A 13,905-nucleotide genomic window follows, 5' to 3' on the forward strand; every position below is an offset into this window, starting at 1 on the left:
CCTGCGGCGGCCAGATGCAAGCAAGAAGAATGCCGCCGTTTCGGTGCTGCTCTGCGCCGGAGACAGACCGCCCGTGACGCTCAGCAGCGCCCGCGCTGGACGCAGTGCTCGCGGCCCTGCTGGTCGGTGCGGAAGGACTCGACGAAGCCGCCCTGACGCTGGGTGACGAACACGGTCTTGCCGTCGCTGCCGCCGAAGGCGAGATTGGTCGGCTCCTTGCCTTTCAGCGCGATCTCCCGTTCGACCGCGCCATTGGGCTTCATCAGCGCGATGGTGCCCTTGAGGATGCGCGCGACATACAGACGGCCGGCGACGTCGGTGCGCAGGCCGTCGACGGTGTCGGGCTGAAAGGCTTTGACGAGTTTTGCACCGGTGAGTTCGTTGCCGCGGACGGTGTAGGACCAGATTTCGCCGCTGCTGGATTCCCCGACATAGAGCGTCTTGCCGTCAGGGCTGAGGTCGATGCCGTTGGTGGTGCCCATCGCGCGCGGCGCCGACATCACCTGCCCCTGCACCGTGCCGTCCGCAGATTTGGCGATGCGCCAGATGTGGCCTTCCCTGCCTTTCCAGTTCGGATCGCTCGCATAGATCGTGCCGTCGCGCGCGACCGTGATGTCGTTGGGCTGGTTCATCTCGTCGGAATGAAACCAGACGACGGGCTCGCTCGCGCCCTTCCGGATCGCGAAGATGTTGTGCTTCTTGTAGTCGGCGATGAACATCGTGCCGTCACGCGCGAAGCGGATGGCATTGCCGACGCTGCCCTGGGGCAGTGCCGTGAACTGCTCCGAAGCGGCGCCGCCCACCGGCAGCTTGCCGATGGTGCCGGGCTTGCCAAAGTTGACCACGAAGAGATTGCCGTCGAGATCGGCAGCGGGTCCTTCGATGCCGAAGGTGTATTCGCCTGGCGGCGTCACCTGCACGCTTTCGAACAGCTTTGTTTCCGCATGGGCCGGCGATGCCGCGATGACGAGAAGAACGCTACTGCACAGGCACCAGAAATTCCTGCCGGATGTAATAGCCATCGCCGTCGCTGCACTCGCCATTCAGATAGGGGTCGGCAGGCCGGAAGAATCGGCTGAAGCCGGGTTTGTCTACAGCGCTCCTTTGTGTCACGACAACGACCTTGGCGGCCGGTATTTCGCCGCATTCCTTGTTGGTCTTGCCAAAGAACTTGCGCTGCGGCGGGCCGGACTTGATCTGCATCCGCGTGCCCGGAACCATTTTCGCAACCAGCAGGTCCGCGGTATCGAGCAGGCGCGTGTAGCCAGGTTCGGTCCTGGGCAGGCTTTCACCGCCCGGCGGCATCAGCTTCTCGGCGCCGATGCCGCGCAGCCGCGTGCGCAGCTTGCCGGAGCCTGGATCGCCCGGATAGATCCAGCCGTCCTGCGACAGCATGAAGCGTAGCACCGTCGCGTCCTTTTCCGCTTCCGATTGTCCTGCCTTCAGGCCGAAATCCGAATGGCAGCCGACGCAATGCTTCTCGACGAGGCCCTTGCGCAGCGTGGTGAGCCGGACACCGTTCTGCGCGTCCCTGGCGACGAAGGCCGCGAGCTGGTCGATCATCGCCTGGCTGCGCGCGTCGCAAGGCAGTGGCACCGGCGCGTCACCCCCGGCGCGATCGATGCGGATCACGGTCTTGTTCTTGTCCTCGACCAGCCAGATTGCGCCGTCCTCCGCGACCGTCAGGCCGACAGGCGCTCCTTGCGGCCGCGCGCCGTTGACGCGGTGCCAGCCTGCGATCAGCTCGTCGAATGGCGCGGCGGCGACGTTGCCGGCGTCGGTCTGAAAGCTGTGGGTCGGGTCGGCCGCGCAACTGACGTGGTAGCGCACCGGCGCCGGGGCAGGCTTCGGGAAGCCATGGTCGTCGACGTCATAGACGAGGACGCGGCTGCCGGTCGGACGATAGCCGTGCAGGCCGACCAGCAGCTTGCCTTCCAGCTCCGGGAATTTCGCGCCGTGATAATACAGCATCGCGAGCGGCGCACCGTGCGGCGGCATCAGCGAGAACGGTGCCTTGTAGAGCGCATTGGCCGTGCAGAGCGACTTGTAGACCCCGGATTGCAGCACGAGCTTGAATTCGGGGCTCGGCGTCGACAGGTCGTAGCAATAGGGCCAGCCATAATGCCTGCCCTGCTCGATCGCGTTGATCTCCTCGTTCGGCTCGAAGATGTCGAGCAGGTCGCGGCCGTTCTCGCCTTGCAGGAAGGCGTAGCCGGCATCGGGAAAATTCGGATGCAGCGCCAGCGCCATCGAATTGCGCAGGCCGCGCGCATAGACGATATGCGGCGGGTCGGGATCGCCCGGCCTCAGCGCCGGGAAGACGCCGCCCGCGGGCGGTGTGAACAGCCAGATCGAGGCCATCGCGGACGCGCCCTCGGCCGCCGCGCATGGTTTTGCGATCGGCGCCGACGTGATGCAGTCGTCGCTGTGCGAGCCGACATTGACGAACAGCCGCCCGGTCCTGTCAAAGACGAATTGCTTGAGCGGATGCGCACTCTCGTCAAGCCTGGTGCCGTCAGGCAATGTGATCCGGCGGCCGGGCATGTGCCGGATGATGGTCTCGACCGTGCTACGGGGATTGTCGGCGAGCGGGTCGAACCGGAAGATCGTCTCCGCGGTCGAGGCGTACAACTTCTTGTCCGGGCCAATCACGAGGCCGAACGGATATTCGACGGCGGTCAGCAGCTCCTTGAACCGCTGCCCCTGCGGCGCATGCGGATCGAGCAGCAGCAGCCGTCCATCGGTGTGGCCCCAGCCCCCCATGTCGGCGATCACGAACAGGTCACGGCCCGGCACCTGGATGATCGCGCGCGGAAATTTCAGGCGATCCTCTTCGGAGGCGACGAGACCGGCGCAGAATCCCGCCTTCATGTCGATCTGGATTCTGGGAAAGGCGAGATCGCCGCTGCCGCAGGTTTCCGCGCCGATCGCGTAGCCGCTCTTCCTCACCGGCTCGGAGGAGGCTCCCGGGGCAAGACCGAACAGCACTCCGGCGACGATCGCCGCAAACAGGCTTCGGCGTTCATGCCAGAATGTGAGCTGGTTCACGGCGGTCCCCCGGACTTTCGGTCCAAAGTTGTTCCATGCCATGGGAACGCCGTCCAGTTGATCATCACCCCCCTGTGATCAAACCCGCTCGGGCCTTCGGAGCGACCAATCTCCGTAAATTCCCTTACCGGGCTCGCCCCGAATGTTTCGCGAAGGCCTCGGGTGGTATCGGTTTGCCATCCCAATCGCTCCCGACAGGAGATGCATATGGTCCAGGTCTATTTTCACTGCTCCAACACCGAAGGCACGCTGATCGATCGCAGCGGCACCGCGGTGGCCAGCCTGACCGAGGCGCGTGACCGTGCGGCCCAGATCATGCACTCGATGATCTACACCCCGGGTGCCGAAGACTGGCGCGACTGGGTGATTCATGTCAGCGGCTCCGACGGCGAGGAGATCTTCGACCTTCCCTTCACTGCCATGCTCGGCAAGCCGCATTGAGGTGATGCCGTGCTGTTCGCTTCATTAACCCTGCTCTGCCAGCCCCTCAACTTCGTCGCCACCAAGTGGCAGAAGCTGGTGCGGATCGCAGGCAACCCCTACCGCCCCGAGCTTCACTACATGCGCGGGCCTGGCCCGAAATGGCACGCCAAATATCAGGCCAGCCGACTGGATCGCAGGCTCTGAGCGCAGTCCGCGGCTGCTCCCCTACTTCCCCGTAAACTTCGCCTTGCGCTTCTCGACGAAAGCGGCGCGGCCCTCGATGGCGTCGGCGCTCTTGCGGATCGTGGCCTGAACCTCGATCTCGCGGCGGAACTGTGCCTCGTAATCCGCATGCTCGCTCTCCTCGACAAGCGCGCGCGTTGCGACCAAAGCCCGCGTCGGTCCGTCCGCCAGACGGCGCGCCAGGGCCAGCGCCTCGTCCATCAGCTTCGCATCGTCGACGACCTGACGCACCAGGCCGATCTCCTGGGCGCGTTCGGCCGTCAGGGGCTCGTTCAGCAACATCAGCTCGAGCGCGCGCTGCCGGCCGACCAGCCGCGGCAGCAGCCAAGTCGAACCGAGATCGGGCACCAGGGCGATGCGGCTGAACACCTGGATGAAGCTCGCCGACCGCGCCGCAACAATCATGTCGCCGGCCATCGCAAGGCTGAAGCCGCCGCCGGCCGCGACGCCGTTGACGGCGACCACGACAGGCACGCGGCATTCGCGCAACGCCTTGAACGCCGGCCAGTAGAAGCGCATCACGCCGGCGGCGATGTCCTCGCCCAGCGCTTCGGACGCCTTCAAATTCTGTCCTGAGCAAAATCCGCGCCCCGCGCCGGTGAGGACCAGCGCGCGGACGTCCGCATCCCCGGTCATCTCGGCGACGGCGGCGGCGAGCGCGCCAAGCAGGTCCGGCGTCATCGCGTTCAGGCTTGCCGGCTCGTCGAGCGTCAAGATCCCAACCGCGCCATCCCGCGCCTGTTTCACACCTGCCATGTCGCGTCTCCCTTTGGATTTTCTCGTTGGCGGCAATGTGCCATCCTTCGCGCTCCCCGCCGATGCTGCTGCTTCCGCGTCAGCGCAACGAAGCCAGAACAACCGAATCCAGAGATCAAGACGACATCATGCCTCATCAGTTCAGCCTCGCCCAAGCCGTCCGCAAACCCGCCGTCACATCCAAGGGCGGCATCGTTGCCTCGCAATCGCGGCGCGCGGCCGAAGTGGGCGCGCAAGTGCTGGCTGCAGGGGGCGACTGCGTGGATGCGATCGTCGCGACCACCTTCGCGCTGAACGTGCTGGAGCCCTGGAACAGCGGCATCGGCGGCGGCGGCGCCATGGTGCTCTACCGCGCCAAGGAAAATCGCACCGAGGTGATCGACTACGGCATGTGCGCGCCACAGAGCCTGCGCACCACCGACTATCCGCTCAGCGGCGAAGGGGCAGCCTCCGATCTGTTTCCGTGGCCGCGGGTAAAGGATGATCGCAACATCCACGGCCCCGGCTCGGTCGCCGTGCCCGGCGTCGTCGCCGGCATGGAGGAGGCACATCGCCGCTACGCCAAGATGCCGTGGAAGGATCTGGTCGCGCCGGCCGCCGCGCTCGCCGGAGAAGGCCTGCTGGTCGATTGGTGGACGACGCTGACGATCGCGGCGTCGGCAGCCGATCTCAGGCGCTATCCCGCGAGCGCGGCCACCTTCCTGAAGGATGGCCTGCCGCCGAGCGCGCCATGGGGCATCAAGTCCGAGACGCGGCTGCCGCTGGCCACGTTGAAGGCAACGTTGTCGCACCTCGCCGCCGCCGGTCCGCGCGATTTCTACCAGGGCGACCTCGCCAAAAGCATCGCATCCGATATCAAGGCCGACGGCGGCTCGCTGTCGGTGGAGGATCTCGCCGCGTTTCGCGCCCATCTGCGCGAGCCGCTGGCGATCCCCTATCGCGACGGCAAGGTGTATGCGACGCCGGAGCTCACGGCCGGACCGACAATGGCGCATGCGCTGCGCCTGTTGCAGCAGAGTCTGAAGCCGGGAAGCGCACCCGACGCGACCACCTACAGCGAATATGCGCTCGCCTTGCAAGCGGCCTTCCGCGAGCGGCTCAAGGACATGGGCGATGCCGACGGCAAGCGCTCGCTCGGCGCCGAATATCTGGCGCCCGCCTGCACCACGCATTTCTCCGTGGTCGACCGCCACGGCAATATCGCGGCGGTTACGCAGACGCTGCTCTCGTCCTTCGGCTCGAAATACGTGACGCCGCACACCGGCATCGCCATGAACAACGGCATCATGTGGTTCGACCCAACGCCGGGCACCACCAACTCGCTCGCTCCCGGGAAGCGCTGCCTCTGCAACTACACACCCGTCATCGCTGAAACGAAGGACGGCAAGCGTCTCGCGGTCGGCGCCTCCGGCGGCCGCCGCATCCTGCCGTCGGTGATGCAGCTCGTGTCCTTCGCGATGGATTTCGGCATGGACCTCGATGCCGCCATCCACCAGCCGCGCATCGACGCCAGCGAAGGCGCGGTCGTGATCGGCGATATCAGATTGCCGGCGGACGCGCGCAAGACACTTGCCGCACGCTTCGATTATGAAGAGACGCAGGTGCAGGCCGTGCCGCAGAAGTTCGCCTGCCCGAGCGTTGTGATGCGCGAGGGCGATACGAATTCCGGCGCGGTCGAGATCTTCCAGCCCTGGGCCGACGCTGTCGCCGAATCCTGAGCGTCACGACTCCTCCGCATTTGCGCGCGACACCGCGATCGATGTTCGTTCGTCGAACGGACAGATGCGTGCCTAACAGGAGAGATTTCGGATGAAGAAACTTGCGCTCGCCGCAACACTGATCATCGCGGCCGGCTTCACCATGCCAAACGCCGCATTCGCCAAGGGCGGCCACGGACATGGTCATGGCCATGGTCACGGGCATCATGGCGGATACCATGGACATCGCCATGCCACTCCTCCCGGATGGCACCACGGGCGCAAGGTCGGCTGGGGCTGCCCGCCCGGCCTGTGGAAACAGGGCCGCTGCTGACGCCCTATCCGCAAGTCATGCAAGGCGCCGCTCCTGACGGGGCGGCGCCTTCTTCTTCAAACGCCCAGCCGGTCCCGCACCCGGCCCGCGATCACAGCAGTCGTAACCCCCAAGGGCCAGAACGCGTGCATCGGGATCGGCTTGATGCCCGTGACGGGCATGTCGATCTCGGCCCTGGCACCGCCGATCAGCCGGCGCGCGAGCTGCGCGCCCATCGCGGTCGAGAGCGCGACGCCGCGGCCGTTGCAGCCGAGCGAGATCAGGATGTTTTCCGCCGGCTCGTGCACATGCGGATAATGATCCTTGGTGATGGCGAGCCGGCTGTTCCAGCCATGCGTCCAGGCGGCACCTTTGAGCTGCGGCCATAGCCGCTCGGCATAACGCATGAGATAGGCGACGTCGTTGGGCGACTTGATCCAGCGCATCGGGCCGCGGCCGCCCATCAGCAGGCGATTGTGCTGATCGATGCGATAATAGACCGTGATGTGGCCGCTCTCGTAGAGCACCGGCCGAGTCGGCATGATCGAGCGGGCGACCGCGTCGGAGAGCGGCGCCGTGGCGGCAATCGAGGAGAATACCGGCACGATGGTGCGGCGGAGCGCCGGCCAGAGATCGTCGGTGAAGCCGTTGGTCGCGAGCAGGACCTTGTCGGCATGCACCACCGCGCGCGGCGTTTCGATGCGCCAGCGCGCGCCGTCGCGACGGAGCGACAGTGCCGGCGTTTCGCCATGGACCTTCGCGCCCGCGGAGATCGCGGCGCGCGCGAGGCCGCGGGCGTAGCTGAGCGGGTGCAGATCGCCGCCGCGCGTGTCCAGCATCGCGCCGATGTAGCGCTCCGTGCCGGTCATCTCGCGCAACTGCTCGCGATTTAGATATTGCACCGGCATGCCGCGGCGGATGCATTGCTGCGCCGTCTTCTCGATCGCGGCGGCGCTGGCCTCGTTGTAGGCCGCGCGCAGCGTGCCATTCTGCCGCGCTTCGCAGGGGATCTGGTAGCGGCGGATCAGGTCGTGCGTGAAATTGGTCGTGCCGTAGGAGAAGTCGATCATGCGGCGGCCGAGCTCTGCGCCGAAATCGGCCTCGATCTGATCGGGGTCATGCTTCAGGCCGGGATTGGTGTGGCCGCCATTGTTACCGGAGGCGCCCCAGCCGGGTTCCTGCGCCTCGAGCACCAGCGCCTCGACACCTTGCTCGGCCAGATGCAAAGCCGTGGACAGGCCGGTGTAGCCGCCACCGACGATCGCAACGGAGACGGTCTTGTCGACATCGAGCGGCGGCGTGGCAACCGGCGCGACGGCGGTGTCGGCATAGAGCGAGGGCGGCAGAGGCAGGCGCGTAGTCATGACGAGGACCGATCAGAGCGGATGCAGCACGCGGCGCAAAAAAGTCCTGCGTGCGCGGGTGCTGAGGTTGATTGAGGACGGCCTTCGCCGCCCCTGCTCGACGATGACGCCGCCGTCGATGAACAGCACGCGGTCGGCGACGTCGCGGGCAAAGCCCATCTCGTGGGTGACGACGACCATGGTCATGCCGTCATCGGCGAGCTTGCGCATCACGCCGAGCACGTCACCGACCAGCTCGGGATCGAGCGCCGAGGTCGGCTCGTCGAACAGGATCGCCTTTGGCTGCATCGCGAGTGCGCGCGCGATGGCGACGCGCTGCTGCTGGCCGCCGGAGAGCTGCGGCGGATGCGCATCGGCCTTTTCGGCGAGGCCCACCTGACCGAGCAGCGCACGGCCGCGCTCCAGCACTTGCGCACGCGGCTCCTTCTTTACGAACAGCGGGCCTTCGACGACGTTTTCCAGCACGGTGCGATGCGGGAACAGGTTGAAGCGCTGGAACACCATCGAGACCTGGGTACGGACCTTCACGATGGAGGGCGCATCGCGGTCGACCTTCAGTCCCTCGACGTTGATCTCGCCGCGGTCGTAGCTTTCCAGCCCGTTGATGCAGCGTAGGATCGTCGACTTGCCAGAGCCCGAGGGGCCAATGATGCAGACCACCTCGCCCTTCTGGACGGAGGCGGTGATGCCCTTGAGCACCTCGTTCTGGCCAAAGCTCTTGTGGACGTCGGTGAGCTCGATCATTTCTTGCCCGCCCGCTTCTCGAAGTGACGGACCAGCAGGATCAGCGGGATGCTCATGGTGAGGTACATCAGCGCAACAAGCGTGAACACGTTGGTGTTCTTGAAGGTCGAGGACGCGATCAGCTTGCCCTGAAGGGCAAGCTCGGCGACCGTGATGGTGGAGGCTTGCGACGAATCCTTCAGCATCATGATCATGACGTTGCCGTAGGGCGGCAGCACGATGCGCACCGCCTGCGGCAACACCACGCGGCGCATGGTGAGCCACCAGCCCATGCCGATCGACTGCGCCGCCTCGATCTGGCCCTTGTCGATCGCCTCGATGCCCGCGCGGAAATTCTCGGCCTGGTAGGCCGAATAGGCGATGCCAAGCCCGAGGATCGCGGCCTGCAAGGCCGACAGCGTGACGCCGAGATCGGGCATCACGAAATAGAGATAGAACAACAGCACGATGATCGGGATGCCGCGGATCACGTTGATCAGGCTGGCGCTGAGCATCGAAAGCACCTTGATGCCGGAGACCCGCATCATCGCCCAGATCAGACCCAGCACCGTCGAGAGCAGCAGCGAGCCGATGGTGACGACGATCGTCAGCGCGACGCCGCTCATCAGGATCGGGAAGAATTCGACGGCGTCGTGCCAGAAGCCTTTCATCGGTCAGCCTTACCAGCCCCTGTCGATCAACCCTGCGCCTTCTGACCCCACTTCTCGAGGATCTTGTCGATGGTGCCGTTGGCTTTCAGCTTCGCCAGCGAAGCGTTGATCTTGCCGAGCAGCGCGGCCTCGCCCTTGCGGACGCCGATGCCGACCGAGCCGACGGTAACGGGCTTGTAGCCGTCGACCAGACGCACCTCGGGAAAACCGCCCTGCTTCAGATTGTAGGCGAGGATCGGATAGTCGGCGTAGCCGGCCTTGAGGCGACCGGTGTTCACGTCGCGCAGGATGTCCGGGATGGTGTCGTAGGCCTTGACGTCGGCGAACAGGCCGGACTTCTTCAGCGCATCGACGAAGGCGGTGCCGACCTGGGCGCCGACCGTCTCGCCCTTCAGATCATCCTGCGTTGTATAGGCCTTGGTGTCGCTCTTCGGGACCACCAGGCCTTCGCCGTAGGTGTAGATCGGATCGGAGAAGTCGACGACCTCCTTGCGCGGCGCCGTGATGAACATCGCAGCCGCAATGATGTCGATCTTGCCCGATGTCAGCGACGGGATCAGCGCGGAGAATGACATCGGCTCGATCTGCACGCTGAGGCCGGCGTCCTTGCCGACTTCGGTGACGATGTCGACCATGATGCCCTGGATGGTGTTGGTCTTGGTGTCGAGGAAGGTGAAGGGAATGCCTGTCGGCGTCGAGCCGACCTTCAGCACCTGTTGCGCCGAAGCCGGCATCACCGCTGCAATCGCGAGCGCCGCGACCGCGGCCAGACCAAAACGCTTCATCGCATCCCCCTTTGGGCTTGGCCGATGTCGGCGCTCGCGCATGTCGTGATCAGACGTTGCGGGCCAAGCCGTTTCGGCCTATTTTCACCAATATGAAAATTTGGTCACACTTTCGCGGGCGATGCAAGCGGTTTTCATGCACATGAAGGAAGCGGTTTGACGTGAGCGGTGGCAAAAGAATGCGCAAACCGGCCGCCGCAAAGCCGGCAAGGACGGTGAAGGCCAGGAAGGTGCCGGTCAAGGCCAAGCCGGCCGAGCCGGCGATGGATGTCGCGGTCGGCCGCCGCATCCGCGATCTCCGGCGCGTCAGGCAATTCTCGCTGGAGACGGTGGCTGCGCGCACAGACCTGTCGATCGGCTTTCTGAGCCAGATCGAGCGCGGCCTGTCGTCGCCGTCGCTGCGCGTGCTGGCTACACTCGCAGACGTGCTCGGTGTCGGCATCGCCGCGCTGTTCGGCGCAAGCCCAAGCGCCGACGGCGCCTCCGATCAGGTGGTGACGCGCGGGCTCCAGCGGCCCGAACTGAAACTCTGGCGCTCCGGGGTGTCGAAGCAGTTGCTGAGTCCGGCGAGCAGCGACAACCGGCTCAATCTGTTCCTGGTGCATCTTGAGCCCGGCGGCTCCACCGGCGACGAGCTTTACACCCACGACGGCGAAGAGGCTGGTCTGGTGCTCGAAGGCGAGATGATGCTGACGGTGGACAGCGAGACGTGGTCGCTGAAGACCGGCGACAGCTTTCGGTTCGCGAGCCGAAGGCCGCACCGGTTTTCCAATCCGGCCAATGATGCGAAGGCCGTCGTGCTGTGGGTGAATTGCGTGACGGGGCGGGGTAGCTTCTTTTCGCGCGGCGAGCGCAATTCCAGTCCCGTCATCCTTGCAGTGAGCCTCGAAGGATGCACCGCCCCGATAGAGCCGGGCCGTCGCCCTTCGAGGGCCGCTGAAGAAGCGGCCACCTCAGGGTGACGGAGATGGAGTGAGTGCGCGATGCCTCTCCACCGTCATTGCGAGCGCAGCGAAGCAATCCAGACTGCCACCGCGGAAAGATTCTGGATTGCTTCGCTGCGCTCGCAAGGACGAGCAGATAGAGCCTTAGCCGAACCGATACTTGTACCGGTCCACCGTCAACGCGCTCACATCGACCTCCGGCTTCTTGCCCGACAGCATGTCCGCGAGCACGCGGCCGGAGCCGCAGGACATGGTCCAGCCGAGCGTGCCATGGCCGGTGTTGAGGTGGAGGTTGCCGTACTGCGTCGGGCCGATCACCGGCGGGCCGTCCGGCGTCATCGGACGCAGGCCGCTCCAGAACGTCGCCTTGGAGAGATCGCCGCCGCGCGGGAACAGATCGGTCAGCGAATGATCGAGCGTGGCACGGCGGGCGTCGTAGAGCTGGCTCGAATAGCCGGAGATCTCGGCGGTGCCGCCGACGCGGATGCGATTGCCGAGGCGGGTGATCGCGACCTTGTAGCTCTCGTCCATCACGGTCGATTCCGGCGCGCCGGAGGCGTCCTTGATCGGCACCGTGATCGAATAGCCCTTCACCGGATAGACCGGCAATGAGATGCCGAGCGGTGCAACGAGCCGCGACGACCAGCTTCCGAGGGCGAGAACGTAGGCGTCGGCCTGCAACGTGCCCGCACTGGTCACGACACCACTGACGCGCGCGCCGTCCGCGACGATGCGAGCGATGTCGGTGTTGAACATGAAGCGTACACCGAGCGCTTCGGCATGCTTGGCCAGCGCCTGCGTGAACATGTGGCAGTCGCCGGTCTCGTCCTGCGGCAAGCGAAGCCCGCCGGCGAACTTCTCCTTCACGGCGGCAAGCGCCGGCTCGACCCCGATGCAGCCCTCCCGGCTCAACACCTCGAAAGGAACGCCATACTGCTTGAGCACGGCGATGTCCTCACCGGTGCCATCGAGCTGCGCCTGGTGGCGGAACAGCTGCAAAGTGCCCTGCGAACGCTCGTCATATTGAATGCCGATGTCGCGGCGCAGGTCGCGCAGGCAATCGCGGCTGTATTCCGCGATCGGGATCATCCGGCTCTTGTTGACCGCGTAACGCGCGCTGGTGCAGTTGCGCAGCATCTTGGAGAGCCAGACCCACATGACAGGATCGAGCTTCGGCCGGATCACCAGCGGGCCGTGCTTCATCAGCAGCCATTTGATCGCCTTCACCGGCACACCGGGGCCGGCCCAGGGCGAGGAATAGCCGGGCGACACCTCGCCCGCGTTGGCGAAAGAGGTCTCCAGCGCCGGTTCGGGCTGACGGTCGACGACCGTCACCTCATGACCGGCACGCGCAAGGTAGTAGGCAGAGGTGACACCGATGACACCGCTGCCGAGGATCAGAACTTTCACGCTTCGTCAAACTCCCGCGGCATCACGCTCGCCGCTGCAAGAACAAACTCCGCAACGGCGAGAGCAATTATCAGGCCACCCGCTTGATGGCGTCGCCCAGGATCGAGACCATATCGTCGATATGGCTCTTCTCGACGATGAGCGGGGGCGACAGCGCAAAGGAGTCGCCGCTCATGCGGAAGTACAGACCGCGATTGAAGCAATCGACCATGACGTCGTAACCACGCGCGCCGACCGCACCGTCACGCGGCGACAGCTCGACAGCGCCCATCAGGCCGCAATTGCGGATGTCGACGACGTTCGGCAGGCCCTTCAGCGAATGCAGCGCATCGCGCCAGTATTCGGCGATCGACGCACCGCGCGTCAGCAGGCCCTCGTCCTTGTAGATGTCGAGCGTCGCGATGCCGGCGGCACAGGCCGTCGGATGCGCCGAATAGGTGTAGCCGTGGAACAGCTCCATCTGGTTCTCCGGGCCGACCATCAGGCCGTCGTGAACCTTGCGGCTCGCGAACACCGCGCCGCAGGGAATGGTACCGTTGGTGATGCCCTTGGCCGTCGTCATCAGGTCCGGCGTGACGCCGAAGAAGTCGGCGGCGAACGGCGTGCCGAGGCGGCCGAAGCCGGTGATGACCTCGTCGAAGATCAGGAGAATGCCGTGCTTGTCGCAGATCTCGCGCAGGCGCTTCAGATAGCCCTTCGGCGGCGGCAGCACGGCGGTCGAGCCCGGCACCGGCTCGACGATGACGGCGGCGATCGTCTCGGCGCCATGGAGGCCGACCAGACGCTCGAGATCGTCGGCGAGTTCGGCGCCATGCTCAGGCTGATCCTTGGCGAAGGCGTTGCGGGTGAGATCGTGGGTGTGGCGGATGTGGTCGACACCCGGCAGGTGGGTGGCGAAGGCGCGGCGATTGGCGACCATGCCGCCAACCGACATGCCGCCGAAGCCGACGCCGTGATAGCCGCGCTCGCGGCCGATCAGGCGGGTGCGGCTCGCCTGGCCGTTGGCGCGGTGATAGGCGAGCGCGATCTTCAGCGCGGTGTCGACCGACTCGGAGCCGGAGTTGGTGAAGAAGACGCGGTCGAGGCCCTTCGGCGCGATCTCGGCGAGACGCTCGGCGAAGTCGAATGCCAGCGGATGGCCCATCTGGAACGACGGCGCGAAGTCCAGCGTCATCAGCTGGCGCTCGACCGCGGCGGCGATCTGCTTGCGGCCGTGGCCGGCATTGACGCACCAGAGGCCGGCGGAGCCGTCGATCACCTTGCGACCGTCGACGGTGGTGTAGTGCATGCCCTCGGCCGAGGAGAACAGGCGCGGCGCCTTCTTGAACTGACGATTGGCCGTGAACGGCATCCAGAACGAGTCGGTCTTGATAGTGTTCGGAATCTGATGAAGGGTCACGGGCCACGCTCCTCTGCTGACCGGGTAGCAGAGGCACGGCTTCGGAAGCGCAACAAGTCCTTTTCTGGTCACCTGCAAGCCATTGATTTCACTGGGGCTGCCGGTCCATATTTGCGCGATCCGCAACAC

At 65.5% G+C, this 13,905-nt stretch carries 12 protein-coding genes and 2 pseudogenes; 5 read left to right on the plus strand and 9 right to left on the minus strand.

Features of this window, described 5'->3' with window-relative positions; translation table 11 throughout:
• Positions 1 to 80 precede the first annotated feature (80 nt).
• Positions 81 to 1,022 carry an SMP-30/gluconolactonase/LRE family protein gene (locus tag BJ6T_RS36710; RefSeq protein ID WP_028170050.1) on the minus strand — a complete coding sequence of 314 codons (942 nt, stop codon included), beginning with the start codon at positions 1,020 to 1,022 and terminating at the stop codon, positions 81 to 83.
• Positions 979 to 3,048 carry a PQQ-dependent sugar dehydrogenase gene (locus tag BJ6T_RS36715; RefSeq protein ID WP_028170049.1) on the minus strand — a complete coding sequence of 690 codons (2,070 nt, stop codon included), beginning with the start codon at positions 3,046 to 3,048 and terminating at the stop codon, positions 979 to 981. Before BJ6T_RS36715 ends, BJ6T_RS36710 begins: the two co-directional genes overlap by 44 nt.
• 207 nt (positions 3,049 to 3,255) lie before the next feature.
• On the opposite strand from BJ6T_RS36715, the gene BJ6T_RS36720 reads away from it, so the two are divergent.
• A complete protein-coding gene (locus BJ6T_RS36720) occupies positions 3,256 to 3,489 on the plus strand; it encodes a DUF6894 family protein (protein ID WP_014497658.1) in 234 nt (77 codons plus the stop codon).
• A 9-nt stretch (positions 3,490 to 3,498) separates the two neighbouring features.
• Positions 3,499 to 3,675 (plus strand): hypothetical protein, encoded by a 177-nt coding sequence (locus tag BJ6T_RS47695; RefSeq protein WP_014497659.1) that lies wholly within the window; start codon positions 3,499 to 3,501, stop codon positions 3,673 to 3,675.
• 21 nt (positions 3,676 to 3,696) lie between these two features.
• On the opposite strand, the gene BJ6T_RS36725 is transcribed toward BJ6T_RS47695, so the two are convergent.
• A complete protein-coding gene (locus tag BJ6T_RS36725) occupies positions 3,697 to 4,470 on the minus strand; it encodes an enoyl-CoA hydratase-related protein (protein WP_014497660.1) in 774 nt (257 codons plus the stop codon).
• 128 nt (positions 4,471 to 4,598) lie between these two features.
• Between BJ6T_RS36725 and BJ6T_RS36730 the strand changes: the two genes are divergently transcribed.
• Both BJ6T_RS36730 and BJ6T_RS36735 read left to right on the plus strand, forming a co-directional pair.
• Positions 4,599 to 6,188, plus strand: a complete 1,590-nt coding sequence (locus tag BJ6T_RS36730) for a gamma-glutamyltransferase family protein (RefSeq protein WP_014497661.1) — start codon at positions 4,599 to 4,601, stop codon at positions 6,186 to 6,188.
• Positions 6,189 to 6,279: 91 nt separating this feature from the next.
• Positions 6,280 to 6,501: a hypothetical protein gene (locus BJ6T_RS36735; protein ID WP_014497662.1), complete on the plus strand. Its 222-nt coding sequence runs from the start codon at positions 6,280 to 6,282 to the stop codon at positions 6,499 to 6,501.
• A 56-nt stretch (positions 6,502 to 6,557) separates the two neighbouring features.
• Here BJ6T_RS36735 and BJ6T_RS36740 read toward each other — a convergent pair whose 3' ends face one another.
• From BJ6T_RS36740 to BJ6T_RS36755, 4 genes and pseudogenes are all read right to left on the minus strand, one after another.
• On the minus strand, positions 6,558 to 7,844 hold the full coding sequence (locus tag BJ6T_RS36740; RefSeq protein WP_014497663.1) for an NAD(P)/FAD-dependent oxidoreductase: 1,287 nt from the start codon (positions 7,842 to 7,844) through the stop codon (positions 6,558 to 6,560).
• A gap of 12 nt (positions 7,845 to 7,856) precedes the next feature.
• A pseudogene (locus BJ6T_RS36745) lies at positions 7,857 to 8,588 on the minus strand (amino acid ABC transporter ATP-binding protein).
• Positions 8,585 to 9,238, minus strand: coding sequence for an amino acid ABC transporter permease (locus tag BJ6T_RS36750; protein ID WP_014497665.1), 654 nt, complete (start codon positions 9,236 to 9,238; stop codon positions 8,585 to 8,587). The pseudogene BJ6T_RS36745 and the gene BJ6T_RS36750 overlap by 4 nt, the downstream one beginning before the upstream one ends.
• A gap of 26 nt (positions 9,239 to 9,264) precedes the next feature.
• A complete protein-coding gene (locus BJ6T_RS36755; RefSeq protein WP_014497666.1) occupies positions 9,265 to 10,023 on the minus strand; it encodes an ABC transporter substrate-binding protein in 759 nt (252 codons plus the stop codon).
• 179 nt (positions 10,024 to 10,202) lie between these two features.
• On the opposite strand from BJ6T_RS36755, the pseudogene BJ6T_RS36760 reads away from it, so the two are divergent.
• Positions 10,203 to 10,853, plus strand: a pseudogene (locus BJ6T_RS36760) (helix-turn-helix domain-containing protein); the annotation flags it as partial.
• A 258-nt stretch (positions 10,854 to 11,111) separates the two neighbouring features.
• Here the strand turns inward: BJ6T_RS36760 and BJ6T_RS36765 are convergent.
• A complete protein-coding gene (locus tag BJ6T_RS36765) occupies positions 11,112 to 12,377 on the minus strand; it encodes a D-amino acid dehydrogenase (RefSeq protein ID WP_014497668.1) in 1,266 nt (421 codons plus the stop codon).
• Between the two features lie 70 nt (positions 12,378 to 12,447).
• Complete coding sequence (gene aptA, locus BJ6T_RS36770) at positions 12,448 to 13,776, minus strand: omega-aminotransferase AptA (protein WP_014497669.1); 1,329 nt, start codon at positions 13,774 to 13,776, stop codon at positions 12,448 to 12,450.
• Positions 13,777 to 13,905: the final 129 nt, after the last annotated feature.

The organism is Bradyrhizobium japonicum USDA 6 (genome assembly GCF_000284375.1).
GTDB lineage: Bacteria > Pseudomonadota > Alphaproteobacteria > Rhizobiales > Xanthobacteraceae > Bradyrhizobium > Bradyrhizobium japonicum.

Bases quoted from the DNA above. Each gene is read 5' to 3' on its own strand.
- BJ6T_RS36730 (WP_014497661.1), top strand. From the start codon at position 4,599: ATGCCTCATCAGTTCAGCCTCGCCCAAGCCGTCCGCAAACCCGCCGTC.
- BJ6T_RS36740 (WP_014497663.1), bottom strand. From the start codon at position 7,844: ATGACTACGCGCCTGCCTCTGCCGCCCTCGCTCTATGCCGACACCGCC.
- BJ6T_RS36755 (WP_014497666.1), bottom strand. From the start codon at position 10,023: ATGAAGCGTTTTGGTCTGGCCGCGGTCGCGGCGCTCGCGATTGCAGCG.
- BJ6T_RS36720 (WP_014497658.1), top strand. From the start codon at position 3,256: ATGGTCCAGGTCTATTTTCACTGCTCCAACACCGAAGGCACGCTGATC.
- BJ6T_RS36725 (WP_014497660.1), bottom strand. From the start codon at position 4,470: ATGGCAGGTGTGAAACAGGCGCGGGATGGCGCGGTTGGGATCTTGACG.
- BJ6T_RS36750 (WP_014497665.1), bottom strand. From the start codon at position 9,238: ATGAAAGGCTTCTGGCACGACGCCGTCGAATTCTTCCCGATCCTGATG.
- BJ6T_RS36710 (WP_028170050.1), bottom strand. From the start codon at position 1,022: ATGGCTATTACATCCGGCAGGAATTTCTGGTGCCTGTGCAGTAGCGTT.
- BJ6T_RS36735 (WP_014497662.1), top strand. From the start codon at position 6,280: ATGAAGAAACTTGCGCTCGCCGCAACACTGATCATCGCGGCCGGCTTC.